Annotated in this window: 23 protein-coding genes; 12 read left to right on the plus strand and 11 right to left on the minus strand. The window is 63.2% G+C overall.

The features are described from left to right. Positions 1-46 precede the first annotated feature (46 nt). Entirely contained in the window at positions 47-829 is a 783-nt protein-coding gene (locus ACLB6G_RS13375; protein ID WP_410356677.1) for an SDR family NAD(P)-dependent oxidoreductase, read from the minus strand. Positions 830-1,425: 596 nt separating this feature from the next. On the opposite strand from ACLB6G_RS13375, the gene ACLB6G_RS13380 reads away from it, so the two are divergent. After that, the gene (locus ACLB6G_RS13380; RefSeq protein WP_410356678.1) at positions 1,426-1,881 is read left to right on the plus strand and encodes a hypothetical protein; all 456 of its coding nucleotides are present in this window, start codon (positions 1,426-1,428) and stop codon (positions 1,879-1,881) included. Here the strand turns inward: ACLB6G_RS13380 and ACLB6G_RS13385 are convergent. Together ACLB6G_RS13385 and ACLB6G_RS13390 are read right to left on the minus strand one after the other, a co-directional pair. Further along, on the minus strand, positions 1,868-2,077 hold the full coding sequence (locus tag ACLB6G_RS13385; protein ID WP_410356679.1) for a cold-shock protein: 210 nt from the start codon (positions 2,075-2,077) through the stop codon (positions 1,868-1,870). The genes ACLB6G_RS13380 and ACLB6G_RS13385 overlap by 14 nt on opposite strands. A gap of 265 nt (positions 2,078-2,342) precedes the next feature. Then, positions 2,343-2,564, minus strand: a complete 222-nt coding sequence (locus ACLB6G_RS13390) for a cold-shock protein (RefSeq protein WP_410356680.1) — start codon at positions 2,562-2,564, stop codon at positions 2,343-2,345. A 319-nt stretch (positions 2,565-2,883) separates the two neighbouring features. Here ACLB6G_RS13390 and ACLB6G_RS13395 point away from each other — a divergent pair, with 319 nt between their 5' ends. The 7 genes from ACLB6G_RS13395 to ACLB6G_RS13425 all read left to right on the plus strand — a co-directional run bounded on the left by ACLB6G_RS13395 (position 2,884) and on the right by ACLB6G_RS13425 (position 10,610). Then, entirely contained in the window at positions 2,884-4,317 is a 1,434-nt protein-coding gene (locus tag ACLB6G_RS13395; RefSeq protein ID WP_410356681.1) for an alkaline phosphatase D family protein, read from the plus strand. Positions 4,318-4,477: 160 nt separating this feature from the next. Further along, entirely contained in the window at positions 4,478-5,479 is a 1,002-nt protein-coding gene (locus ACLB6G_RS13400) for an NAD-dependent epimerase/dehydratase family protein (protein WP_410356682.1), read from the plus strand. Then, positions 5,476-6,315, plus strand: coding sequence for an SDR family NAD(P)-dependent oxidoreductase (locus tag ACLB6G_RS13405; RefSeq protein WP_410356683.1), 840 nt, complete (start codon positions 5,476-5,478; stop codon positions 6,313-6,315). Before ACLB6G_RS13400 ends, ACLB6G_RS13405 begins: the two co-directional genes overlap by 4 nt. Before the next feature lie 292 nt (positions 6,316-6,607). Beyond that, a complete protein-coding gene (locus ACLB6G_RS13410) occupies positions 6,608-7,630 on the plus strand; it encodes a TRAP transporter substrate-binding protein (protein WP_410356684.1) in 1,023 nt (340 codons plus the stop codon). After that, a complete protein-coding gene (locus tag ACLB6G_RS13415) occupies positions 7,627-8,124 on the plus strand; it encodes a TRAP transporter small permease (protein ID WP_410356685.1) in 498 nt (165 codons plus the stop codon). The genes ACLB6G_RS13410 and ACLB6G_RS13415 overlap by 4 nt, the downstream gene beginning before the upstream one ends. After that, positions 8,121-9,422, plus strand: coding sequence for a TRAP transporter large permease (locus ACLB6G_RS13420; RefSeq protein WP_410356686.1), 1,302 nt, complete (start codon positions 8,121-8,123; stop codon positions 9,420-9,422). Before ACLB6G_RS13415 ends, ACLB6G_RS13420 begins: the two co-directional genes overlap by 4 nt. Before the next feature lie 24 nt (positions 9,423-9,446). Next, positions 9,447-10,610 carry an alpha-hydroxy acid oxidase gene (locus tag ACLB6G_RS13425; protein WP_410356687.1) on the plus strand — a complete coding sequence of 388 codons (1,164 nt, stop codon included), beginning with the start codon at positions 9,447-9,449 and terminating at the stop codon, positions 10,608-10,610. A gap of 60 nt (positions 10,611-10,670) precedes the next feature. On the opposite strand, the gene ACLB6G_RS13430 is transcribed toward ACLB6G_RS13425, so the two are convergent. Genes ACLB6G_RS13430 through ACLB6G_RS13440 form a run of 3 tightly spaced genes read right to left on the minus strand, consistent with a single transcriptional unit; the run spans position 10,671 to position 13,146 of the window. After that, on the minus strand, positions 10,671-11,654 hold the full coding sequence (locus ACLB6G_RS13430) for a 2-hydroxyacid dehydrogenase (RefSeq protein WP_410356688.1): 984 nt from the start codon (positions 11,652-11,654) through the stop codon (positions 10,671-10,673). After that, positions 11,651-12,436, minus strand: coding sequence for an HpcH/HpaI aldolase family protein (locus ACLB6G_RS13435; protein ID WP_410356689.1), 786 nt, complete (start codon positions 12,434-12,436; stop codon positions 11,651-11,653). The genes ACLB6G_RS13430 and ACLB6G_RS13435 overlap by 4 nt, the downstream gene beginning before the upstream one ends. After that, entirely contained in the window at positions 12,433-13,146 is a 714-nt protein-coding gene (locus ACLB6G_RS13440) for a glutathione S-transferase family protein (protein ID WP_410356690.1), read from the minus strand. The genes ACLB6G_RS13435 and ACLB6G_RS13440 overlap by 4 nt, the downstream gene beginning before the upstream one ends. On the opposite strand from ACLB6G_RS13440, the gene ACLB6G_RS13445 reads away from it, so the two are divergent. Both ACLB6G_RS13445 and ACLB6G_RS13450 read left to right on the plus strand, forming a co-directional pair. Further along, positions 13,063-14,112 carry an SDR family NAD(P)-dependent oxidoreductase gene (locus ACLB6G_RS13445; RefSeq protein ID WP_410356691.1) on the plus strand — a complete coding sequence of 350 codons (1,050 nt, stop codon included), beginning with the start codon at positions 13,063-13,065 and terminating at the stop codon, positions 14,110-14,112. The two genes, ACLB6G_RS13440 and ACLB6G_RS13445, sit on opposite strands and share 84 nt — an antisense overlap. Beyond that, positions 14,109-15,413 carry a flavin-containing monooxygenase gene (locus ACLB6G_RS13450; protein ID WP_410356692.1) on the plus strand — a complete coding sequence of 435 codons (1,305 nt, stop codon included), beginning with the start codon at positions 14,109-14,111 and terminating at the stop codon, positions 15,411-15,413. The genes ACLB6G_RS13445 and ACLB6G_RS13450 overlap by 4 nt, the downstream gene beginning before the upstream one ends. Positions 15,414-15,462: 49 nt before the next feature. Here the strand turns inward: ACLB6G_RS13450 and ACLB6G_RS13455 are convergent, their stop codons facing one another. Next, positions 15,463-16,635 carry an alpha/beta hydrolase gene (locus ACLB6G_RS13455; RefSeq protein ID WP_410356693.1) on the minus strand — a complete coding sequence of 391 codons (1,173 nt, stop codon included), beginning with the start codon at positions 16,633-16,635 and terminating at the stop codon, positions 15,463-15,465. A gap of 534 nt (positions 16,636-17,169) precedes the next feature. On the opposite strand from ACLB6G_RS13455, the gene ACLB6G_RS13460 reads away from it, so the two are divergent. Next, positions 17,170-18,162, plus strand: a complete 993-nt coding sequence (locus ACLB6G_RS13460; RefSeq protein ID WP_410356694.1) for an LLM class flavin-dependent oxidoreductase — start codon at positions 17,170-17,172, stop codon at positions 18,160-18,162. Positions 18,163-18,243: 81 nt separating this feature from the next. Here the strand turns inward: ACLB6G_RS13460 and ACLB6G_RS13465 are convergent, their stop codons facing one another. Beyond that, on the minus strand, positions 18,244-19,065 hold the full coding sequence (locus tag ACLB6G_RS13465; protein WP_410356695.1) for a universal stress protein: 822 nt from the start codon (positions 19,063-19,065) through the stop codon (positions 18,244-18,246). A 136-nt stretch (positions 19,066-19,201) separates the two neighbouring features. Next, positions 19,202-20,686 (minus strand): ferredoxin reductase family protein, encoded by a 1,485-nt coding sequence (locus ACLB6G_RS13470; RefSeq protein ID WP_410356696.1) that lies wholly within the window; start codon positions 20,684-20,686, stop codon positions 19,202-19,204. A gap of 314 nt (positions 20,687-21,000) precedes the next feature. On the opposite strand from ACLB6G_RS13470, the gene ACLB6G_RS13475 reads away from it, so the two are divergent. After that, complete coding sequence (locus ACLB6G_RS13475) at positions 21,001-21,906, plus strand: cytochrome c3 family protein (RefSeq protein ID WP_410356697.1); 906 nt, start codon at positions 21,001-21,003, stop codon at positions 21,904-21,906. Positions 21,907-22,058: 152 nt separating this feature from the next. Here the strand turns inward: ACLB6G_RS13475 and ACLB6G_RS13480 are convergent, their stop codons facing one another. Together ACLB6G_RS13480 and ACLB6G_RS13485 are read right to left on the minus strand one after the other, a co-directional pair. Continuing rightward, the gene (locus tag ACLB6G_RS13480) at positions 22,059-23,165 is read right to left on the minus strand and encodes an NADH:flavin oxidoreductase/NADH oxidase (RefSeq protein ID WP_410356698.1); all 1,107 of its coding nucleotides are present in this window, start codon (positions 23,163-23,165) and stop codon (positions 22,059-22,061) included. Positions 23,166-23,221: 56 nt separating this feature from the next. After that, a complete protein-coding gene (locus ACLB6G_RS13485) occupies positions 23,222-24,403 on the minus strand; it encodes a M20 family metallopeptidase (protein ID WP_410356699.1) in 1,182 nt (393 codons plus the stop codon). Positions 24,404-24,407: the final 4 nt, after the last annotated feature.

A 24,407-nucleotide genomic window follows, 5' to 3' on the forward strand; every position in this document is an offset into this window, starting at 1 on the left:
CATCGCGGCTCCCGGTTCGGGCCGGCCGGAAACCGTGTGCGACCCCTCAAGAACCACTGCCGGCGCTGGCAAGGCCGGCATCGCCAAATGCAGCCCATCCACCGTCGACCGAGAGAACCGCGCCCGTGACATAACTGGCGGCCGGCGAACTGAGGAAATGGATCGTCTCGGCAATCTCTTCCGGTTCGGCCAGACGGCCCATGGGTGTGCGGGACGCGAGTTTATCGAAATCCACGAAACCTTCGTCGCGCAGTTTGAGAACCAGGGCTGTCTTGACGAAGCCGGGCGCGACCGCGTTCACACGGATGCCCTTGGCGGCGAACTCGCAGGCCATCGACTTCGTCATCTGGGAAATGCCGGCTTTCGCCGCGCCATAGGCATTCCGGCGCGGCAGGCCGACGACACCCGCAATGGATGAGAGATTGACGATAGACCCGCCTCCTCCATTCATCATGATGCGCGCAGTTTCCCTGGAAACGAGGAATGTTCCGCGCAAATGGACATCGAGTACCCGCGTGAACTCCTCGGCGTCTTGTTCGAGCGTGGGCTTGTGGCCGCTGCCGATGCCGGCATTGTTCACAACCGCATCGATCCTGCCAAAGCGCGCGGTAATCGCCGCTATCGCTTCCTGCACGCTGCTTTCACAGGCAACGTCGCAGGCAAGGGCAAAACTTGCAGCCCCCTCCTCCAGACGGCCTTGCGCCTTGTCCCCGTCAATATCGAGTATGGCAACCTCGTAACCGGCAGCCATGAAACGGCGCGCCGTGGCAAGACCCACGCCGTCGGCACCAACGGTCACGACCGCAACGCGTGTTGCGCTGTTATCCATGCTTTTCCTCCTGCTCGGGATCGGCTCCGCCGGCAGGCCCCGGCCAGCCCGGATACACCATATCCTGTGCACCGCCAAAGCGTCACCGCCCTCGCGGCCCTTTCATCCTTGCGAGCACTGCGCCGCCCAGGCGAACGCGCGCGCCATATGGCCGAGCGGCTCAAACCCATTCAGAGATCCACGCCGCGCAACAATGGACGCCCCAGGTCACCGGCTCGTGACGTCGCAACCAGGCGCTGATCGAGGCGTGTTGGACGGAAGCGAGGACATTGTCAGCGCGCCTCTCATGGCGAGCGAACAAATGCGTCTATATATTATATTTTGCTGAATTATATCGTGATAGCACTGCGCTGTCGGCAGTCCAGGACGCTGAAACGGAGGTTTGAGATCATGTTCCAACCGGTGGTGTCGGTGGCGCCATCGGTCTCGGCGCATTCCGGATTGGCCGGGTTGGTCAGGGGACCATGGCCGACAGGCCGAAGGCCCAGGCCCCGAGGAACATGCCTGCATCGACGTCCTCAAACGCCGGCGGTAGTCAGATCGTGATGCTGGTCATGACGATGTAGATAAAGGCCGATGCCAGACCAAGGATGATCATGGACGCCACGATCAATACGGGATCAGATGTGAATTGCTTGAGCATTTGGATGATCTCGATATCGCACAGAAGACGTCAACCGTCGAAACAAGGCGCTTGGTATCCACAATACTCGGTCACGTTTTTCCCGATGGACCCTCATGCGCCTTTTGCGGAGGGTTCGGTTTCACTGGCCAGCCGCACCTTCCGAAGCTTCTCCGTCTTGGCACGACGTGCACGTGCCTCGGTTTCGATGATGGATCGCGCTGTCCGGTCTGTTATCTCCGCTTTCGTTTCCGATTTGGACATCATCGGCTTGAACGAAGTCCGGAGCGTCGTGCTTTCCGTCATTTCTGCTCCCCTGCCACTGTTGGAACATGCAAAGGCCGGGCGTCTGCCCGGCCCTTCTCTCTCGACCATTGGTGCCAGTACATCCGTGGTCACCGGTCGGGAACTTTGGCTCAGGCTACCCTGATGTGTTCGGCCACGCTCTTGCCGGTCTTGGAATCCGGCATCACTTCGTAGCTGAGCTTCTGGCCTTCGCTGATCGTCGCCATGCCCGAGCGTTCGATCGCAGAGATGTGGACGAATACGTCCTTGCTGCCGTCTTCGGGCGTGATGAAGCCGAAGCCTTTTGAGGTGTTGAAGAACTTGACTGTTCCGGTTGTCATGACGATTTCCTTTCAATCGCACAAAAAGTAATTTGGCTGCCATTCTTGAAAATGACAAACCGCTACAAATCGATTCTGAAAGAGGAATATCGCCGCGGGCGCATTGCGCCAAAAACAAACTTCGACAAGCAAGATCGATGCGTTACATTTAAGAAATTATTGTGTTCGAAACAAGGACTGATGAAAAATATTTCGTTTTTATTTTTTCGACCGCCGGAACCAGATTATTTTTTCGAACGGGATTCCAGTTGGAGCGAAGCCGTATTCAAGCCTGGCCCTGTTTGGCGATCACCAGGTTGACGGCATGGGCACGGCCGAAATGATCGGTCTCGATGTCGAACAGGATGGCCTGACCCGTGACCAGGCCGCCAAGCCCTGCCCGATCCAGCGCCTTGATATCGACCATGATGTCTTTTCCGCCATCATCGGGCTTGATGGCACCCAGGCCTTTGCGGCCATCGTAAGTACGAACTACACCTGTATCCATTCGAATATCTCACAATTCATTTGGTAGAAACGCGCCAGAACGGCAGAAAAACCTGATCATCCACCGGTACCGCGGGACATGCAGCACCCATGATCGCCGAAACGGCCATTGGAAGAAGCCTCGGCAGGGTACGCGCTGCGGAGGAGTTTCACAAGGCGTGATGTGTCCATCGGCCTTTCTGCCGGGAATGTCCGTCGCCTTGCCTGTCCGCAGCCATGCGGTCCGGGACAGGTCCCGCACTTGCTCTTCACAGGCACGGGAGCCGCCCGTCGGGCAGCCGGAATTGAAGAACCCGGCCTTCGGCACTACCTGACCGCGCATGGCATTGGAACATGAAGCGCCGGTCGGTCCGGTCCTGATCCTCGATGATGTCTCGGACGGCGTCCTGCGCCTGTCGGCCCTGTTCGTCATGGCGAAGGACGAACAGCCCGCGCCGGTCATCGCGCCCGGTGGCGAGGCACCCGCGGTTCCCCTTTCCAGCTACGACCGCGCGACGGTGTGGCGCAGCCGCTTCATGCTGCCCGCAGACCGTCCTTCGGCCTATTCCTGGAACGGCAACACCTATGAGGTCGCCAGCGACCTTACCGGCGATCTTCGACTGGCCTACGTCTCCTGCAACGGGGAAGAGACAGGAGACATGGGCCGTGAAGGCTCCGAGCGGAACGCCATGTGGGCGCGTCTGCTCGACGAACACCGGCGCGTGCCTTTCGCGCTGATGCTGCACGGGGGAGACCAGGTCTATGCCGACGAGGTCACCGAAGGGCATGAACTCAGCCGCGACTGGCCGGAAAAAATCCCGCGCGACCCGTCGCGCGCCGCTCTGGCCGACCTGAAGCACCACCTGCGCGAACGGTTCCTCGAACGCTATCGCGCGCTCTATTCCGCGCCGCAGTTCGCATGGCTCGCGGCCCGCATCCCCTCGCTCATGCAGTGGGACGATCATGATATCTGCGACGGTTGGGGGTCGCTCCGGCAATCACGCACCTCTTCCCCGGTCGGACAATTGTTGTTCGCGGTGGCGCGCGAGAGCTTCCTCGCTTTTCAGCAGGCGGCGGGTGATGGCGACCTGCCCGCCCGTTTCGCCGACCCGGCGGGGCAGCATCTGGGCTGGGCGATCCATGGACCCGGCCTGCGCATCCTGGCACCCGACATGCGATCCGAGCGCACGCGGCGCCAGATCATGGGATCGGGCGGTTGGGCGATGATGGAGGGCGAGGCGAAGCGGGACATGCAAGGGCGCACCCTGCTGATGTCCAGTGTGCCTCTGCTTGGGCCCCGCCTGTCGCTGCTCGAGACGGTGATGGTCCTGATCCCGCGGATGCAGAAATACGAAGACGATCTGCGCGACCAATGGCAAAGCCGCGCCCACCGCGAAGAATGGCGCCGGATGCTTCGGCTTGTCAGGGACCTTGCACAACAAGACGGCCACGACATCACGTCCGTATCCGGCGAAATCCACCTGGCGACCCGCGCCGTCATGGAATTCGAGGACGGCTTGCACCTCAACCAGCTGGTTGCTTCCGGCATCGCGCATCGTGCGCCGCCGAAAGGGTGGGCGCGCTTCCTCGGCGCGCTCGCATGGTTGGGCGAGGATCCGTTGCCGGAATATCCGATCCGGATCGAGCGCATTCCAGGCCAGCGACACCGCTATGTCGCGGAGCGGAATTACCTCATCCTCGAACGAACGGCCGGACTTTGGCACGCCCGGTGGGATCTCGAGAAAAACGGCATGACGCCGCCGCTGGCGCTGTGATTGTGCCCCCCGGAACCCAACCGGATTGCTGCTGCCCAATTGCTGCGGCCCACATGCCCAATATGGGCATGCCACCCGTTGGCGGCGCAAGCGAGCGCGACTATTCCCAAGAGAGAATGGCCGGCAACGACCCGGGCGCATCAAGGCGGAGGTCGGGACGATGCGTGTGATCATGATCGGCGGAACCGGCTTTCTCGGCTTCTTCACGTGCCGGGCGTTGCTCGCCCGCGGGCATGAAGTTGTCGCTGCCGGCCTCGACACCCCTGCTCCGGGCACAATGCCCGCCGGCGTCGCGACAGTAGTCTTCGATATCCAGACGTCCACCGAAGCGGATCTCGCCAGGCTTCTGGATGGCGCCGACGCAGTCATCCACGCCGCAGGCGCCGATGGCCGCTTCTCTGGCAAGGCGCCGGTCATCGAGGCCTATCGCCGCCACAATGTCGCGCCGATCCGCAGGCTCGTCCCTGCCCTGCGGCAAGCCGGTGCGCAGCGGCTGGTGATCTTCGGCTCCTACTACACGACACTCGCCCGCGAATGCCCCGGCCTCGTGGACCTGTCGCGCAACCCCTATCCGCTCTCCCGGCAAGAGCAGATGGACGATGCCTTCGCGCTTGCCGGCAACGACATCGGCGTCGATGTCCTGGAATTGCCCTATATCTTCGGCGGGGCGCCCGGTCGCGGCACACTTTGGGGTTATCTCATGGACAAGGTCGCGGCGGACGGTCCGGTGCCGGTGCCCGGGGGCGGAACCGCCTGCGTGACGGCCGAACAGGTTGCGATGGCGGCCGCCGGTGCCGTGGAACGCGAAGGGCTTGGAACGGCATGGCCGATCGGCGGCGAAAACCTCTCCTACCGGTCGATTTATGGGCATTTCGCCGATGCGCTGGGTGTTGCGCCCGACTTCGTTGCGGTCGATCCGGATGCGCAGCGTGCCGCCGCCCTGGACCAGCGCGCCCGACTTGCCGCGGCCGGCATCGAGACCGGCTACGACCCGGAAGACGTCGCCCTCTGGCAGGAAGCGGAACTGTACATTGACCCTGAACCGGCGATGACCGCCCTCGGCTACGGCCCGGGCGACATCGCGCAAGCCATTCGCGAGACGGTGGACGCAACCAAGGTTCATGGCGGGCAGGGCCCCGCATCGCTGAGGAAACCCGCATGACCATCGAACCCGTCGCTCCCGAGACTTTCACCCCAGGCCGATTCGACCGGCAGGTCGTTCTGGTAACCGGCTCCGGCGGCGGCATGGGGCTGGCCTGCGCGCAACGCGCCGCGCGCGAGGGCGCTTCCGTCGTTCTCTGCGACATAAACGGCGATGCGGTTCGCAAGGCGGCGGACCATATCGTCGCCGCGGGTGGCCGTGCCCTTGGCATCTGCGCCGACATCACCCGACGCGAGGACTGCGCGGCGATGGTCATGGCCGCCGTCGACGCCTTCGGCGGTATCGACGTCGCCATCAACGCCGCCGGCGTCATGGATGGTGGCCGCGACGGTCAGCCTGCGCCGATCCATCTGGCCAGCGATACCTACCTGCGCCGTACGATGGAGATCAACGTGTTCGGTACGATGTTCGCCTGCGCTGCGGAGACGGCGCGGATGGTGGAACAGGGCCGGGGTGGCGCCATCGTCAACGTGGGGTCGACCACGGGCCTGACCGGCAGCGCGGGCACGCCCGCCTATGTCGCGAGCAAGCACGCGATAAACGGGCTGACCCGGGCAATGGCCATCGATTATGCTCCCTTTGGCATCCGCTGCAACTCTGTGAACATGGGACCTACCGATACGCCGATGCTGGAACGCGCGATGGCCTTTCTTTCCGGACACGCCGCGCCCGCCGGAACCGACGGCCCACGCCCGGCGGTAAAGCCGCGCGCCGCGATCGCACGGTTGTCCACCCCGTGGGAGCAGGCCGCCGTCATCCTCTTCGCAGCCTCCCGCGAGGCGAGCTACCTCACCGGTGCCCTGATCGCCAACGACGGTGGGTGGACCGCCTACTGAGTCCGGCAGGCTTCGTGCCGCCCGTCCGCACGCTGATGCCCGCGATGTCCCGTCGCCGGTGATCGGCCGGCATTCATGATCAGTAGATTCCGGGCATCACCATCGGTTTCCGTCAAGCCGGCCCGGTGACGCCGGCTGTGATCGCGCGCCGAACCTGTTTTCACGACATGCCGCCAGGATTCCCCATCCTGCGGCTTTTCTTTGCACTTTGGTCCGATAATATATTGACTAAATAATTTTTCTGTCCGACGCTCCGACATCCGCGCCCGAAACACAAATGGAGGAGACGACAATGAAGCTGGTCTACATAGGCGCCATGTGCGCCGCGCTTTTCACGGCCGTTACCGCAAGCGCCCAGGAAGTGACGCTCAAGATATCGGAACACTTTCCCATCACCCATGTCGGGTCGAAATCGGGTGCCCAGTTTTTCATGAAACGGGTCGAGGAACTCGCGCCGGGACTCGTCAAGTTCGAACATTATCCGGGCGAACAGCTTGCCAAGGCGGCCGGCCAGCTCGATGCCGTATCCAACGGACTGACCGATCTGGCTGTCGTCGGTCTCGTCTATGTCACGGAAAAGGTTCCCCTTTCGACCGCCGTCGAATTGCCGGGCCTGTTCACGGACGCAACCGTCGGTGCGCGTGCCTTCAGGCGCCTGGCGCAGAATGACCTGATGGACGTCGAATATGCGCCCCTCAACGTGCGGCCCGTCTTCAACTTCGTGGTCACGCCATACCAGCTCATGCTCACCGGGAACGAACCGGTAACCGACCTCGAGCAGATCAAGGGCAAGAAGCTTCGGGTCGCTGGCGCCACTGGCGAACTCATTGCCAGTTCACTCGGCGCGGTTGGCGTGAAGATGTCGCCGACCGATCTCTATCTCGCGCTGGAACGCGGGGTGGTTGACGGGGCGATTTCCAACATTGCCAGCCAGTTCACCTACAAAACCCACACCCTGCTCAACTCCTGGACGACCGATGCCAGCCTCGGCAACGTCGCCTTCGGTCTCTTCATCAACGAGCGCCGCTGGCAGAGCCTGCCGGACAATGTCCGGGACGTGCTGCTCAAGGCCGGAGAGGAAACCGGGGTCAACGTGGCGCAGTCCTATATCGACGGCGACGAGAAATCGAAGGCTGAGCTCAAGGAGATGGGCAAGACAGTCTATGAATTGTCGCCAGAGGTTCAGGCCCAGATGAATGAGCGCCTGCTCGTGGTCCAGCAGGAATGGCTCGACCAGATGGCGCAGCGCAACCTGCCGGGTGCCGAAATCCTCGAAACCTTCAAGACATACGTCGCCGAGGAAGCCGCAAGATGATCCGAAGGGTCCTCGACCTGGGGGACAAGCTCTTCATGGCCATCGCCGTCCTGGCGGTGGTGGCCATGGTCCTCTCGATCACGGTCGATGCGGCCGGGAGATACATCTTCAACAATCCCCTGTCCGGCAATTACGAATTCACCTCGCTTTTCGCCATGGTGGCGCTGACCTTCATGGGCATGCCCGCCACCTATGCGAAAGGCGGGCATATCCGTCTGGTTGCTTTCGCGCCGCTTCTCAACCGCATTCCCTGGCACCTGTCGGAACGGCTCAACGTCGCCTGTGCGCTTGCCGCGTTCGGACTGCTGGCCTGGATTTCCGGACAGGAGGCGATCCACAAGTTCGCCGTCAGGGAAACCACGCTCGGATCGATCCAGTTTCCCATGTACTGGAGCTACGTCTGGGTTGCGCTCGGCTCGGCCTGGCTGTCGATCAGGCTGGCATTCGAACTGTTTGCACCGCAGGACATCCACCAGACGGAGCCACTTGAATGACGGGAACATTCCTGGCGGTGACCGCGCTGCTGTTTCTTCTTCTGGTCAATGGAGCGCCTGTCGCATTTGCAATGCTGGCGACGGGCATATTGGGCATCTGGCTGGTCGGCGGGACATTTCCCGTGATCGGCGTTCTCGCTTCGGCGCCCTATGAGACCGTCGCGGCCTATACCCTCTCTACCCTGCCGATGTTCATCCTGATGGGTGAATTCCTGACTTCCGGGCGCTTCACCCGCGACATCTTCAACGCCTCATACAAGTGGCTCGGGCATCTGCGCGGCGGCCTCGGCTACGCGGCAATCAGCGGCGGTGTCATGCTCGCCGCCGTCACCGGGTCGAGCACGGCCGCCGCGAGCACGCTCGCCAGCGCCGCTTATCCGGAAATGAAGCGGTACGGCTACAAGGATTCCTTTTCCACCGCGTCCCTCGCCGTCGTGGGAACGCTGGCGATCCTGATCCCGCCCAGCGTCACGCTCATCATTTACGGCATCCTGACCGAAACATCCGTTGGCGCTCTCCTGATGGCGGGCATCATCCCCGGCATCCTCACCGCAGCCGGCTTCGTCGCCGCAATCAAGGTGTCCGTGAGCCGCAATCCCGAACTTGCACCCGTCGCACCCGAGCGCAGCACGCTCAGCGAACGCATGCTCTCCCTGCGCACGGTCTGGCCCGTCGTCCTGTTGATGGTCGCGATGCTGGCGGGCATCTACAGCGGCGCGATCACCGTGACCGAAGTCGGCGCAGTCGGCGCCACGCTTGCTTTCGTCATTGCCCTGACCATGCGCAGGCTCACAAGGGAAAGCGCGCTGCAGGCGATCGTCCGCACCGCCAGAAGCAGTGCCATGATCCTGACCATCATCGCCTGTGCCTCGGTCTTCGGCATCTTCATCACCCTGACCCGTGTGCCCCAAGGTCTGCTGGAATATGTCCAGGCATCCGGACTGAACCGCTGGGTGGTTCTTGCCATCATCATGGTTGCCCTGCTGATCCTCGGCTTCTTCCTTGACCAGTTGGCGATACTGGTGCTCACGCTGCCGATCATCTTCCCGGTTCTGCAGGGGCTCGAATTCAACGCTGTCTGGCTCGGCGTCCTTGTCATCAAGACGGTCGAGATCGGCCTGGTGACACCGCCGATGGGCTTGAACTGCTTCGTCGTATCCAGCGTGACGGGTGTACCGGTGCATCGCGTGTTCAGCGGCCTCTTCGTTTTTCTCGTCTTCGACGTCACGATGCTCGCCATCCTGATTGCGTTCCCGGAACTGACGCTCTTCCTGCCGCGTCTGGCCGGTTACAACTGATGCGATGATGACCGGGGGCGATACGTGACAGCGCCGGGCCTGGCCGGCATCAGGACGATCGAAGGATTGCGGGCGCTTGCACGGCGGCGGTTGCCGCGCGGCCTGTTCGAATTCATCGACCGCGGTACAGGGAACGAGACGGCGCTTCTCAACAATCGCGCCGCCTATGCCCGCATGCGTTTCCGCCCGCTCGGCCTGACCGGTTGCGGCTCGCGCAGCACCGCCGCCCGGATCCTGGGAAACGTCCACGCGGCACCGATGATCATCGCGCCCACGGGAGCGGCCGGCCTGGTCTGGCCGAACGGAGATCTCGCGCTTGCGCGTGCTGCCGCGGCGGCTGGAATCCCGTTCACAATGGCGACGCGGTCATTCAACTCCATCGAACAGGTCGGCGGCGAAGCCGGCGGCACGCTGTGGTTTCAGCTCTACGCGTCCCCCGATACCGGTTTTACCTTCCCGCTCCTGGAGCGCGCGTGGCAAAGCGGTTTTGAAACCCTCGTCGTGACCATTGACACGCCCGTCACGCCCGACCGCCACTACAATACCGTGAACGGTTTTTCCCTGCCCTTCCATCCGACAGCGAGAGCCTTGCTCGACATGGCCATGCATCCGCGCTGGCTTGTCAATGTCATCATCCGTTACCGTTTGCAGGGCGGCCTTCCCCGCTTTGAAAACATGCCCGGCCGGCCGAAGATCACACAGGGTCCTCCGGCCTCGGCCATGCTGGATGCCCGGCTCGACTGGTCTCATGTCAAGGAACTACGCCGGAAGTGGCCCGGGAAGTTCGTCATCAAGGGCGTTCTGCACGAAAAGACAGCCCTGCAGGCTGCCAAGGCCGGAGCCGATGCCATCGTGGTTTCCAACCACGGAGGACGAAACCTGGACACATCGGCCGCGCCCCTCGATGTGCTGCCCGCGATTGCAGCCCGGGTTGACGGCCGCATGGAACTGATCGTCGACAGCGGCATCGCGAGCGGCAGCGATATCGCCAAGGCCATCGCCTCGGGCGCGAATGCCGTCATGATCGGACGGGCGCCGCTCTGGGGTGCGGCCGCCGGTGGCGAAACCGGTATCAGCCGCGCCCTGGAAATCCTGCTGCGCGAACTCGACTACACCATGGCGATGACAGGCTGTGCCCGTCTGGACGAACTGGGGCCGCACATCCTGCACACCGATCCGTCCGGCTGAAACCCGGATGCGGCCGTTGCGCTGCGACCCTCCCGCCATCACCCGCTGCGCCGGATGCAGTCATGAACGCCTGGGCATCGCGGGCGTCACGACCCTGTCGGCTTCGGCCACGTCCTGGCCGTCAAGAAACCGCACCATGTTCGCGAAAACGTGGCGGGCGACACCTTCGACATTGTCGACGACGCTGCCAGCCGTGTGGGGTGTCAGGACGACCTGCTTGAAGCCGAGGATTCTTGCATCCCTCGTGGGCGGTTCCGGATCGAACGTGTCGAGCCCTGCCCCCATGAGATGACCGGTGGCGAGCGCCGCGCAAAGCGCCGCCTCATCGACGAGTTCCCCGCGCGCCGTGTTGATCAGAACGGCACCCGGCTTCATTCGTGCCAGCGACGCCGCTTCGATCGAGTGCCTGTTTTCCTCGCCTCCGGGATAGTGAAGGCTGACGATGTCGCTGCGTTCCAGCAGCGTATCGCGATCGACAAGACGTGCACGGAGATCGCTCTCCACCGCCGGCCCGGCCCGCACGGGATCGTAATAGACGATCTCGACATCGAAACCGGCAAGCTTGCGGGCCACCATCCGGCCGATATGGCCGAAGCCGATCAGGCCAACCGTCTTGCCGCGAAGCTGGAAGCAGCGCTCCCGCATCTTCGGAAACAGCCAGTCCCCCTGCCGCAATGCGGCGTCCACTTCCGCAAGCCGCCGGTAGACCGCCAGCATCAGCATGATCGCATGCTCCGCCACGGGGCTTGCATTGGAGCCGGCCGCGATCGCCACCGCGACACCCTCCTCCTCGGCGGTCCGCAGGTCGATGCGGTCGACGCCGATACCCCATTTCTGGATCAGCCGGAGGCGCGGCGCCTGGCGGATCATGTCGCCGGTCACCTCGGCCCAACCCGCCAGCACGAAATCGGCGTCCCGAACCAGCGCGGTCTGTTCCCCGGGGTCGTAGCTCTGCGCGAATTCGATCTCGAACCCGTCCGGCAGCGCGGCACGGACGATGTCGCGGATGCGCGGTGTCCAGACATCGAGGGTTGCGACCTTCATGTATCCAGACTCCCGCGGATGTCGGCGACCGCGCGTGCGGCGGCGCCCATGAGCAGGCCGATATCGGTCTCCGTGGTCAGGAACCGGGCGCCCTGGGCCACGTAGCCTGCCCGCCGGCGCGGGTCGCGGTCGCCACCGATTCCCAGCACCTTTCCGTGCCGGGATGCCGCGTCGGCCACGCGGTCGATTGCCTGGAGGATTTCCGGGCAGCCGAATTCACCGGGCCTGCCGAGCGCCAGCAACAGGTCGACGCAGCCGACATGGAGAACGTCAACGCCCGGAACCGCCGCGATCTCCTCGATGTTCGCCAGCGCTTCGGCTGTCTCGATCATGCAGACGATCAGCGTGTCGGCATTCACCAGGTCCATGGCCTCGCGCGCATCGCGCGGTTGGTAGTCGAACTGCACCAGCGGCCCGGGAAGCGACCGCCTTCCCTCTGGCGCGAACCGGGCGGCCGCGACGATCTGGCGGGCCTGCCCGGCCGTGTTCACATCCGGCACGATCAAACCGGCTGCTCCGGCATCCAGAAAAAGCGATGCATCCGCGTCGTCATACCCGCGCAAACGGACCAGCGCTGCAACGTCCTGCCCGCGCGCAGCCGTGATCATCGCGGCGATGGTTTCGCGGCTGAAGACGGCATGCTGTGTGTCGATGAACAGGAAATCATGACCGGTTGCCCGGCAGATCATCGCGATTTCGGCAGATCGCACGAGCCTGACGATGAGGCCCAGCGCCACATCACCGCTTTCGATCCTTCGGCGGATGGAATTGCGCAGGATCATGATCCGGTTTCCCTCCGCAAAGGCCGGTAGGCATCGCGCCAGTTCTCCGGCAAGGGCTCGGCCGCGCGCCGGGACATCATCTCCCGGAAGGCTGGGCGCGACTGGCAGCGTGACAGCCAGTCCGACACGCCCGGATGCGGATCGAACAGTGCGCCGGCTGGCTGGGCGTAGCGAAGGACCTCGGCGGCGTTGAGATCAGCCACGGTGAACCTCTTTCCCACAAGATAACCCTCCCCTGTCTCCAGCGCCTCGCCAAGATGGCGCAAGGGCGCCTCCATGGCCGCAATTGCGGTACCCAGCGCATCGTCGTCGCGTTCTTCCGGTGGCCGGATGACCCGGTTGACAAGAATGGCGACGCCGTGCGGCTCGCACATGGTCGCGGCCCAAAGGCTCCACATGACCGCCAGCCCGTCCTCATCATCGTTGCGCGGGGCGACAGGGCTGTGCCGTGCCTTGCGCGCAAGGTAGAGGTTGATGGCCAGCGACTCGGCTAATACCAGCCCGTCGTCGTCGATCACCGGAATCGTGCCCATCGGGCAGATCTGGCGGAACGCGGGGGAAGCGGTGTTCAACGGCGCATCCGGGCCTGTCGGGTGCGCCAGCCGGCTCGCCTGCACCACCGGAACATGCACGAATTCCGTACCGAGTTCCAAGGCGAGCCAGACGACGCGCGAGGCCCGCGAATTCAGGGTTCCGTAGAGTTTCAGCATGAACGTGTCCGGGACGCAGATATCGCCGGTTCAAATGGTAGACGAACCCAGGCGTTTGGTCTAATGATTTATAAAAAATATCATTCGCATTCATCATCAGGGCGCCGCGGCGGCGCCAATCTCGCTGGAAAGGCCATCGCATTGAGTGCATCGGAAAACGGATTCGGCTTGAACGGCAAGGTTGCCGTCGTGACGGGAGCCGGCAGCGGCATCGGGCGGGCAGTTGCAGGAACCCTTGCATCGCATGGCGCCAGACTTGTTCTCCTCGACCGGGACAAGAGGGCCGTTGATGAAGCCGGGGCCGAGATCAGGGCGCAAGGCGGCGAGTGCCATTCGCTGGTGTGCGATGTATCGGACGCCGGCCAGGTGAGCGCGGCCGGCGCTCACACCCTCGATGCCTTTGGTCCCGCCGACATCCTCGTCAACAATGCCGGCATGATCCGTCCCGGCCCGATCGGCGACACCACGCCGGAAAACTGGACTTCGGTTCTGGATGTGAACCTTACGGGCTATTTCCTGTGCGCCCGGACCTTCGGCGCGGCGATGCGGGCCGGCGGCAAGGGGTCCATCATCAACATTGCATCGATCGCCTCGACCTTTCCCACGCCCCATGCCGGCGCCTATTCGACCAGCAAGGCAGCCGTGGCGATGCTGTCGCACCAACTGGCCGTCGAATGGGGACCGGACGGCGTGCGCAGCAACGCGGTCTGCCCCGGCATGATCCTGACCGAACTCAGCCGGCCGATGTATTCCCGTCCGGGCGTCATGGAATCCCGCAGCGCGGCGGTTCCGTTGCGCCGGATCGGCACACCCGCCGAAGTGGCCGAGGTCGTCCTGTTCCTGGCCTCCGGGCGGTCGGCCTACGTCAACGGCGCCGAAATCAACGTTGACGGCGGATTTTCACGCAATCTCCTGGGCATGATACCCCGCGCCGGATACGATGCGGAACAGGAGGCGTCCGCATGACAGCGCGCAGGATTGCGGTCATTGGCGCAGGGGCTGCGGGTCTGTGCGCCGCCAAACACCTCATGCAGAAGGGCTTCGACGTCACGATCTTCGAGAAGAGTGACCGTATCGGCGGCCTCTGGGTCTATGACGAGGACGGATCGACGGCGGCCTACGCGTCGCTGCACTGCAATTCAGAAGCCCGCGTAACGGCCTATCGCGATTTCCCGTTTCCCGAAGACGGCCCGCTTTATCCCGATCACCGGCAGATGACAGCCTATTTCGAGGCGTATGCGGCCCATTTCGGACTCGTCGAGCGGATCCGGTTCAACACCGGGGTTGTCCGTGTCAGCCAGGCCGGCGACGGCTGGACAATTGAACTCGACGGCGGAACGAGCGAATCCTTCGACTCCGTTGTCGTCGGCTCCGGGCATCAGAGTGTCCCGCGTCACCCGCCCTTTGCGAAGGATTTCACCGGCAGGTACCTTCACGCGCACCAATACCGTGTCCCCGAGCCGTTCAAGGACGAAGACGTCCTTGTGGTCGGCGTCGGCAACAGCGCATGCGACATCGCCGCAGACATCTGCACGATGACGCGCTCGGTCACCATGGCGGCCCGGTCGCCGGTCCTTCTGATGCCACGCATGTTTCTAGGCGTCCCGACAAGCCGGGTTCTGGGCCGGCTGGAGAAGCCGTGGATGCCCTGGCCGATTCGCCGGTGGATACGCACCACCATCGCCCGCATCGCGCATGGCAGCATGGAGCAATGGGGCTTCGTCACCCCGAAGAAGCGCACGCATCCCGCCGGACATCACCTGCTGATCGGGCAATTCATCTGGGGCCGGATCAGCGCGCGGCCGGGCATTGCCAGTGTGGACGGCCAGCAGGTCAGGTTCGTCGACGGAACCACCGGCCGCTATGACACGATGATCGCCGCGACGGGCTACGAGGTCGAGACACCATTCCTCGAAGACCGCCACGCGCCGATGGAAGGCAAATGGTCCGGGCTGTATCTGCGGATGGCGAAGCCGGGCATTGCCGGCCTGTATTTCATCGGCTTCTTCAACGTATCGGGCGGGGGCAATGTCCGGATGATGGACGACCAGGCCGAATGGATCGCGGGTGTGGAAAGCGGTGAGATTGCCGTACCGGACGCGGACGAAATGCGTGCCGCGATGACAAGGGAACGCGAACGGATTGCCCGGCTTTATCCGGACAGCCCGCGATATGGACTGGAACTCGATCCGGCTGAATACAGACGGGACATCGCCCGTGCGCTGCGCAAGTCGCCGTCATCCAAAGCGAGACGCCACACGGCCTGATGGATGCAACCGGTTCTTCTTGCCAGGCCGCCTGAAGCGGACCTCGGCGTCAGCGGACGTTTTGCTGGAGAAACCGCAACCGAACCGTACGGCCGATCTGGTTTCCGGGCGAATTCGCCGCGATCTGGTTGAAGACGTGGTTTGCGAACGGAATCCGCACCAATTCGACATCCAATCCCGCAGACCTGGCTTCCCGGACGAACGACAATGTTCCCTGTGGCACCACCAGGCTGTCCTTTTCCGGCAGGATGATGAGCGTGGGAGGCGCCTTTTCGTTGATATAGGACCTGGAAGATACCGCGGCCAAGCGTTCAGGATATTGGCCGGGCGGGCCGCCGACATATCCTTCGATGAGCATTTTCGGTTCGAAACCGGGTACCGGATAACCATCCTCATAGATACTGACGGGATCGACAGCAGGATACTGGACCGCGATCGCCGCCGGCACCGGAATATCGTTCCCGCAGGACGACGCCGCTTCGCCGGCAGCCACCGCAAAGCCGGTGTTGATGGCGAGGTTTCCACCCGCGGAATCGCCGAGCAGGGCAATGCGTTTCCTGTCGCCACCGAACCGTTCCGCGTTCTGGTAGGTCCAGACAAGCGCGCATGCCACATCGTCCGGCGCCTTGTCCCATGTCGGTTCGCCGGGGGCAAAAAGGCGATACTCGACACTGACGACGAGCCAGCCCCTGTCGGCAAACCACCTGAGATCGGCAGCGGTTTCGGTAAAGGTTCCCGTCTTGAAGCCGCCGCCATGAACATAGACGATAACCGGTGCTGGAACCGGCTTCGGCGCAGGCAGATAGACAGCCGCGCGAAGGTCCGTTTCCGCCACTGTTCGAACCGTCTCGACCATGTCGGGCGCAGGTTCGCTCATTTCTTCAAGCATGAGGGTGGCGGGCAGGTCGATCGATCCGCCTGCGGCGTTCGCTGCAAGGCCGATCCGCACAAGGATGTAGCATGCCCCGATTGCGCCGGCCGCAGACACCGCCAGGGCAAGGCCTCCAAGCCGTCTCATGCGGTTCGCCATGGCGACGATGCCAACGAGGCACGACGCAATCGCGGCCAACAACAGGAACGGACCATAGGTCGTCCAGACCACTGAACCGATGACAGCGAACATGCTGCCGGCCGGATCGAGAAACGCGCCGATTACCAGCCCGAGCACTGCAAAGCCAATGAGGGCAGCAAGCAAAGCCAGGACGATCAGAGCAGGGCGCATCCCGAAAGAAAGCACGGTTCCGGCAATCGTGACAAGAACCGCCTCCCCGTCTTCTCGCCTTGTGGCCCGCGTCCGCGGAATGCATCAGCGGATGATGCACGGATTGCCAGACCAATGAACGACGCGGCGGCCAGTCGCGCGCGCCAATCATCTCTGCCGGTATTCCGGAAGCATCGCAAATGTCATTGATTTCCTTGAATTGCACGCAATGCGATGCATTGTCTGCAGCATGAAGACGCGGAAGCGGATCCCGGCAAAGCAGCCGCCAGTCACTTGCCGCCGCATCTCATTGGCTATCGACGCTCGCCAGGCTGGATTCCAGCGGCCGGATGATAGGTTTGAACTTCGGAAGCACTTGCCCCGACGCAGGAACCGGCATGCGTCGGATCCTGTTGTTGCCATAGAGCTAAGCCACCTTGATCCCTGCCAAGTTTCTGGGGCAGTTTGGCCTCCTGCATAGGAAGCCCGCACTTCCTTCGCCGTTCTTTCGGGCCGGCACCCCTGCCGCCAATCAACCCACACCGGAGCTTCACCATGGACGGATTTTCGCTGCTCGAGCTTTCGCCAATCCCGGAAGGCCTTGAGGCGGCAGATGCAATCGCCAATACGATCGATCTGGCCATCAAGGCGGAGGCCTTCGGTTATGACCGGTTCTGGCTGGCCGAGCATCACAACATAGCCGGCATCGCGAGTACGGCGACCGTGGTGCTGATCGGCAGGATCGCGGCCGCAACCCGGACGATGCGGGTCGGTTCCGGGGGGATCATGCTGCCCAACCATGCCCCGCTCATCGTCGCCGAGCAATTCGGTACATTGGCCACCCTGTTTCCGGACCGGATCGATCTTGGCCTCGGGCGTGCGCCGGGCGGCGACGCGAACACCGTGCGCGCGCTGCGGCGCTACATGGAACAGGCGGACAGTTTTCCGCACGACGTCATGGAATTGCTGGCGTATCTGGGCGACGTGCCGGAAGGCGCGCCCGTCCGTGCGATCCCCGGCGCCGGCACCCATGTTCCCGTCTGGATCCTCGGTTCCAGCCTTTACGGCGCACAACTGGCCGCGCATCTGGGCCTGCCCTATGCCTTCGCGTCGCATTTTGCGCCTCAGGCGCTCGCAGACGCCCTGGCGGTCTATCGCGGCAATTTCCGTCCGTCGGAGTGGCTGCAAAAGCCCCGCGTCATGATTGCAGCCAGCACGTGTGCCGCGGACACCGATGAAGAAGCGGAATTCCTGCGCTCTTCACAGATCCTGTCCTTTGCCAGGCGGCTGACAGGGCAGCGCGGAAAACTGCCAAGGCCGATGGAAAACGTGACAGCCACCATCCCGCCAAATGTCCTGGCGCGGGTCAATGAAGACCTGGCGGTGTCGGCGTTCGGCGCACCTGAAACCCTGCGCAGCGCTTTCAGCGCGATCATCGCGAAACATGCCCCGGACGAACTGATCGTGACCAGCTGGATCCACGATCACGCGGCGCGGACAAGATCCTTCGAGATCACCGCCGAAGTGCTGGAGAGCCTGCGGCAGTAATCCATTGCAGCACCCATCGCCGCAGTGCCGGAAATCGAGCGATTGAAGTCACCCCCAGGATACGAAACGGCCTGTGCCGGCTCACCTGGCGGGCGGGACGACAAGCATGTCTGCATCGAGCATCTCAAGGACACCGCGCGCGCCGCTGCCGATATAGGGCCTGTGTGACGAGGCCCTGTTGTGCTTGCCGAAGGCGACCAGGTCGGGTGAACAGTTACGCGCGCAACGGGCGAGAACGTCGCAGACCGTTCCGTCTTCGATCCGGATGTCGATTGCACCCTCATGCATCCCGACATCCCTTCGCACCTCTGCGACGCATTGCCTTGCGGCCTGAAGCAGTTCCTTTCGCAAGACGGCGAGGTCCCGGCCACCCTCGTTCGCATGCGCGATGGCAAAGTCGGCTGTCGGCGCGATCCTGAGCGCCATGGCATAGGCATGACGCGATGAAGGTGTCAGGTCGAGGCCCACCATGACGTTCTCGTAGTGCCGGGTCGGACGCGCCTTGACGACAATCGCCGGCCGGGCGCTGCTCATCAGTACGCCTTCCAGGATCGTGCCGTCGACGAACCCCGCACCCGTGGCTCTTTCACTGAGGCCGGTGACGATCAGGTCCGCGTCACAAGCAGCGGCTTCTTCCACGATCGATTGCACTGGATCCCCCGTGACGCTCTTGAACGAGGCCGGGGAGAACCCTGCACCGAAGTCGTCCCAAAGCGCCGACTCAAGGTAATTGACGGCTGCCGCCACCTGGCGGCTCAGCGCTTCTTCCGCGCCCTGCCCTGCACTGGGCGCGACGTGGACAACATGCAGGTCTGCCCGGTGCATACGGGCAACCAGAAGGGCTCTTTCCAGCGCATGCTGCGAATTCGGGCTGAGGTTGGTTGCAAGCAACAGGTTTTTCATGAATCCCCCGCATCCACGGCCGAGATGGAAGTCCTTCCGGTTTCCTGTGAATACGCAGATGGGTATCGGCCGAAACATTCGCAACCGCTCTGGGCACAGTTCACGTGGCTGGTGACCGGGTTCAAACGAACGGACCTCAAAGATAGCGGGCGAAAACGGCGATCCCGGCCGCAATGGCAGCGCCAACGCTCAGGTATCGAACCAGGTCGCGGCGATCCTGGCGGGACGATGCGGCGCCGCCATAGTCGAAGCGCTCATACCGTATGTTGTCCATCTTGAGGCCGAGGTCGAGGAGCGCATCGGATGTGGCGGTCACCATCGGCCCCGGACCGCAGATATAGGCACAGGCCTGCGTCCGATCCAGTGAACCGAGCAGTTGCGCCAGACATGCCGAGTCGATCCGGCCGGTATCGCCATTCCAGTCAGGAGCGCTTTCCTCACTGACCAGGACAACCTTGAAATCGAGCGCTTCCCTGGCTGCGTCGATTTCCTCCAGGCACGCGAAATTGCTCGGCCGGCCAACGGCATAGGCCATGCGTACAGGCCTTTTCTCGTGCCTGGAAACCATGTCCCTCAACAGTCCCATGATCGGAGCGATACCGACGCCGCCTGCCAGCAGAACTATGCATCCGGTTTCATTGTCATCGAGGATGAATTCCCCATACGGTCCGTCGATGCCGACCGGCGTGCCAGGCTCCAGTGATCCGATGCTGCCGGTGAAATCGCCGACTTCCTTGATGATGAGGCTCAATCCGGGCCGTCCGGGGCTGTCGGCTATGGAAAACGGATGGTCGAAAAGAGGCATTCTGTGGCGGCCGACCGTTATCCAGACGAACTGTCCGGCGCGATAACGCAAGCCAGGATTTCCCGATTGCGGCTGGATGTCGATTTCCCACAGGCGGTCCGCACGTTGAACGACCGACGCAACGGTCCACGGCCTCTGGTGAAGCCTGAACCAGCGCCATCCGTAGAGGACAAGCAGAATCGTCAGCACCGCCAGGCCCGTCAGCCACCACACGATGTGGACTGGCCAGGCCGAACTGAACCGGCCCGCCGACAGCGCATGATGGAGTCCCGCACCGACAGCCGTCAGACCCAGGACAACATGGCTTGCCCGCCAGATTTCGTAGCGCCATGGAAGACGGTCGCGCAAAAACGAAGTCGAAACCAGCACGGCCAGCGCGGCAAGAGAAACCACTCCGCTCCGGTAATGAGGAAGGATCAGATATGCCTGCAGCCTTTCCAGGCCCAAAGCCGGATCATGCAACGCGGTCGGAAGCACATAGAACAACGGATGCAGGACGATGGCGGAGAGGACCCATAGTGCCGAGACCTTGTGAAAGGTCATGATCTTGTCGATGCCCAGATGTCCCGAAACGAAGTTGAAGCGGCCCGACGTCACGAATTGAATCGCCATGGTGACTAGACCGGCCATGCCCAGCGCGGCGCCCGCAAGCTCCAGACGCGCCAGCGGTGCCGTTTGCTGGCTGCTCGCCAGCAGTAAGACCAGAAAGCACGCACCTGCGTAAAGCAGCGCCAGAATCCCGCCATGCAGGCGAAATTGCCTTACCGGTTTCAGCCTTGCACCCGCCTGGATCCTGTCCAATTCGTTTTCCGACATCCGGTTTCTTCCAAATGAAGATTTAACTTATCTGAAAACATGGGCATTCTGTCTTGATTGCGATCAACGCATTCATCGCGTTCCATGACAGGATTTGAAAGATTGGCTTGGGCAATGGGAGGAAAGCAATGCTTTTCCGGAGACTGAACCGTTTCACCCTTGCATTCCTGGCGGGCATAGCGAGCGCAGCCGTTCCGGCTAGCGCGGACGACAACCAGGCGCTTTCCGCAATTGTCGAAGCGTGGCTGGCCGCGCCCCATGGCGATTATCATTCCCGTTCGTTCACCTACTGGAACAAGGATGGCGAGGTGCCTGTGGCGTGCGCCGCATGCCACTCCGAGCAGGGTTTCCTGGATTACCTCGGCGCGGATGGAAGTCCTGCAGGTGTTGTGGACAAACCTTCGGCCATCAACTCCCCGATCGGCTGCGCCTCCTGCCATACCGGCGCTGCGCACGCGCTCGACAGCGTTTCCTTCCCTTCCGGTACGGTCGTGAACGGGCTCGGCAGTTCCGCTCTCTGCTCGGTTTGTCATCAGGGGCGCCAATCCGCGGGAGGCGTCGACAAGGCCGTCGCAGGCCTGGACGACGATACGGTCCAGCCGGCGCTTGCTTTCCTCAACGTCCATTACGGAATTGCAGCAGCGGTCATGCATGGGTCTGATGTGCAGGGCGGTTACCAATATCCGGGCAAGGCCTATGCCGGGCGGTTCATGCATGTTCCCAGTGCAGGCACGTGCACGTCCTGCCACGATGCCCATTCAACCACCGTTGCGACCGAAAGCTGTTTCGCATGCCATGGAGGCGTCACCGACATCCGCTCGATCCGCACGCGCCATACCGACTTTGATGGCGATGGAGATGCATCAGGCGGGATTCACCAGGAGATTTCCGGCCTCCATGCACGATTGATCGAGGCGATACGGAAATACGCCGCCGAGGTTGCGGGACAGCCGATCGTCTATGCGGACGGCCGCTTTCCCTACTTCTTCATGGACACTGACGGGGATGGGCAGATCGCGCCGGAAGACGCGGTGATGGCAAACAGGTATGCAAGCTGGACCCCGCGACTGCTGAAGGCGGCCTACAACTACCAGTTCGTCGCCAAGGACGCGGGAGGCTATGTTCACAATCCGGCCTATCTGCTGCAACTCCTCCACGACAGCCTTGAAAGCCTCTCCCGGCGCGTGGAAATCGACATGTCTGAAATCAGCCGCCCCTGATCTGGTCCTGGAACGTACAGTCAGGCATTTTCTCGGCAAGGTCCGGCTGAACCCTGCCCTCCGGTTTCGCCCTGCGTTTCCCATCCGAAGTCATGGAATGACAGACCTTCCCGGGCCGGACAGGCTTGTGTCATCGGCCGCGTGCCGAACCGCTACAGTCCCTGTTTCGGGTAATTCGCGCCCGGCCATACGGCATCGCCGGACCGCTGGTACTGGACGGGCCGGCTGACCTCGCCGCCAAGCGCACGGGCCGCCATCCAGCCCCAGTGAGGATTGTCGAGAAAGGCGCGCGCCAGCGCAACCATGTCTGCCTTGCCTTCGGCGACAACACGCTCGGCCTGTTCCGGCGTGACGATCAGGCCCACGGCACGGGTTGGCAAACCGGTTTCCCGGCGCACCTCTTCGGCGAAACCGACCTGATAACCCGGCCCTGTCGTGGGGATGGCGCTGGCCGAAATGGCACCGCTGGTGACGCAGACGAAATCGACGCCTTCGGTCTTCAACCGTGCAGCGAAGGCAGCCGCCTCGCCCGTGTCGATGCCGCCCTCGACCCAGTCATGGCCCGTGATCCGCACCCCCAGGGGACGCTCCTGCGGCCAGGCCGCGCGCACGGCGCGCACGACTTCCAGCGGAAAGCGCATCCGGTTCTCAAGCGAACCGCCATAGGCATCGGCGCGCCGGTTGGCGACGGGCGACAGGAACTGGTGCAAGAGATACCCGTGCGCCGCATGGATTTCGAGAAGATCGAAGCCCAGCCGGGCGGCCCGGCGGGCGGTTTCGGCATGGGCGCTGGCCACGCGGGCCATGTCCCCCTCGTCCATCGCCCGGGGAACATGCCAGTTGTCGCCGAAAGCCAGCGCCGACGGCGCGATCGTTTCCCACGATCCCGCGTCGTCATTCAGCGCCCTGCCGCCCTCCCACGGCCGCTGCGCCGACGCCTTCCGCCCGGCATGGCTGATCTGGATTCCGAGTTTTGCCGTTCCATGGGCGCGGCAGAACGCGACGACCCGTTCAAGCGCCTTCTCATTGGCGTCGCTATAGAGGCCGAGATCGCCATGGGTGATGCGTCCTTCACGGCTCACCGCCGTCGCCTCGACGACAAGCAGTCCCGCCCCGCCTGCGCTGAGCGTTCCCAGATGGGCAAGGTGCCAGTCATTGGCCGAGCCGTCCTCGGCGGAGTATTGGCACATCGGCGAAACGACGATCCGGTTCTCAAGGGTGAGACCGTTCAGGGTTATCGGAGAGAACAGGACACTCACGAGGCAGACCTTTCATTCACATGGATTTCGGTTCGTTCACGCCCAATCGTCAGGGATCAGCCAAGCGCCTGCTGCTGGAAATGCCCCGACATGAGCATGGCGTGCATAAGCGCGGCGCGCGGCGCCACCGTGGAGACGAGAATGTGTTCATGCACGGCATGGGCACCGGCTCCGTTGCAACCCAGTCCGTCGAGGACCGGACGGCCGAGCGCGGCGGCAAAATTGCCATCCGAAACGCCGCCGCGCGTGGTCTCGGCCATCGGAAGATCGAGATGGCCAGCCAGCGCCACGGTTGCTTCGTAAAGCCCGGCCACCGCCTCGGAGCGGACAAATGGCGGCCGGTTCAGCCCGCCCTCCACCTCAAGGCGGATATCCTGGCCAAGCGGTTTGCGCGACAGGAGCGCTGCCACAAGGCGCTCTGCTGTGGCCATGTCCTCCACCCGCATGTCGATATCGATACGGGCAAGGTCGGGCACCACGTTGGCGCGCGTTCCGCCCTGCACGGTCCCGACATTGAAGGTCGCCTTGGTCTCGGTTTCATTCATCGCCTCGATCTCGACGATGTGCCGGGCGATTTCGAGGATGGCGCTGCGCCCGTCGGTGCGGTTGCCACCGGCATGGGAGGAGACACCGTGCGCGGTCATGGTGAAGCAGGCCCAACCCTTGCGCGCGGTGACCACCGTTCCCGGCGCCTCGAAGGCAGGCTCTGGCACGAGAACGAAGGCGGCCTTGCCGGCAAGTTCCTCGATAAGCGCACGCGAGGTCGGGCTGCCCACCTCCTCGTCGCTGTTGAGATAGACTTGGACGGGGCGCGGCGGCACCAGGCCTTGCGCGGCGATGCGGCGAAGCGTCTCAGTCGCCAGGTAGGAACCGGCCTTCATGTCGAAGATGCCGGGGCCATGCAACCGGTCGCCATCGCGCCGCACAGGCCGCGCCGCCAGCGTGCCGGCATCCCAGACCGTGTCGACATGGCCCATGAGCAATGCCGGCGCTCCGTGGCATCCCTCCGGCGCGTATTCGATGAGCAATTGCCCGCCACGCCCCTCGCGCCCGGGCACGCGGCGCAGCTTGACGGGAAGTCCCCGGAAATCAGCCTCGATTGCATCGAGCAGCCGGTCGATCAGGTCGGGGCGGTCCGAGGGGGTTTCCATCTCGACCCACCGGATGATCCCGGCAACGAGGGCTTCCGTGTCGATGTCGCCTGCGCGGGGCAGGTCCGCTTCGAATTGCGCAATCATCGTC

This window comes from Zhengella sedimenti, assembly GCF_046506625.1.
In the GTDB taxonomy this organism is placed as follows: Bacteria; Pseudomonadota; Alphaproteobacteria; order Rhizobiales; family Rhizobiaceae; genus Zhengella; species Zhengella sedimenti.

Coding starts and splice junctions, on each gene's coding strand:
- ACLB6G_RS13430 (WP_410356688.1), bottom strand. CDS start 11,654: ATGAAGGTCGCAACCCTCGATGTCTGGACACCGCGCATCCGCGACATC.
- ACLB6G_RS13465 (WP_410356695.1), bottom strand. CDS start 19,065: ATGAAAAACCTGTTGCTTGCAACCAACCTCAGCCCGAATTCGCAGCAT.
- ACLB6G_RS13485 (WP_410356699.1), bottom strand. CDS start 24,403: ATGATTGCGCAATTCGAAGCGGACCTGCCCCGCGCAGGCGACATCGAC.
- ACLB6G_RS13400 (WP_410356682.1), top strand. CDS start 4,478: ATGCGTGTGATCATGATCGGCGGAACCGGCTTTCTCGGCTTCTTCACG.
- ACLB6G_RS13405 (WP_410356683.1), top strand. CDS start 5,476: ATGACCATCGAACCCGTCGCTCCCGAGACTTTCACCCCAGGCCGATTC.
- ACLB6G_RS13460 (WP_410356694.1), top strand. CDS start 17,170: ATGGACGGATTTTCGCTGCTCGAGCTTTCGCCAATCCCGGAAGGCCTT.
- ACLB6G_RS13450 (WP_410356692.1), top strand. CDS start 14,109: ATGACAGCGCGCAGGATTGCGGTCATTGGCGCAGGGGCTGCGGGTCTG.
- ACLB6G_RS13380 (WP_410356678.1), top strand. CDS start 1,426: ATGGACGCCACGATCAATACGGGATCAGATGTGAATTGCTTGAGCATT.
- ACLB6G_RS13445 (WP_410356691.1), top strand. CDS start 13,063: ATGCACGAATTCCGTACCGAGTTCCAAGGCGAGCCAGACGACGCGCGA.
- ACLB6G_RS13395 (WP_410356681.1), top strand. CDS start 2,884: ATGGCATTGGAACATGAAGCGCCGGTCGGTCCGGTCCTGATCCTCGAT.
- ACLB6G_RS13435 (WP_410356689.1), bottom strand. CDS start 12,436: ATGATCCTGCGCAATTCCATCCGCCGAAGGATCGAAAGCGGTGATGTG.
- ACLB6G_RS13410 (WP_410356684.1), top strand. CDS start 6,608: ATGAAGCTGGTCTACATAGGCGCCATGTGCGCCGCGCTTTTCACGGCC.
- ACLB6G_RS13470 (WP_410356696.1), bottom strand. CDS start 20,686: ATGTCGGAAAACGAATTGGACAGGATCCAGGCGGGTGCAAGGCTGAAA.
- ACLB6G_RS13390 (WP_410356680.1), bottom strand. CDS start 2,564: ATGGATACAGGTGTAGTTCGTACTTACGATGGCCGCAAAGGCCTGGGT.
- ACLB6G_RS13385 (WP_410356679.1), bottom strand. CDS start 2,077: ATGACAACCGGAACAGTCAAGTTCTTCAACACCTCAAAAGGCTTCGGC.
- ACLB6G_RS13420 (WP_410356686.1), top strand. CDS start 8,121: ATGACGGGAACATTCCTGGCGGTGACCGCGCTGCTGTTTCTTCTTCTG.
- ACLB6G_RS13415 (WP_410356685.1), top strand. CDS start 7,627: ATGATCCGAAGGGTCCTCGACCTGGGGGACAAGCTCTTCATGGCCATC.
- ACLB6G_RS13440 (WP_410356690.1), bottom strand. CDS start 13,146: ATGCTGAAACTCTACGGAACCCTGAATTCGCGGGCCTCGCGCGTCGTC.
- ACLB6G_RS13455 (WP_410356693.1), bottom strand. CDS start 16,635: ATGCGCCCTGCTCTGATCGTCCTGGCTTTGCTTGCTGCCCTCATTGGC.
- ACLB6G_RS13375 (WP_410356677.1), bottom strand. CDS start 829: ATGGATAACAGCGCAACACGCGTTGCGGTCGTGACCGTTGGTGCCGAC.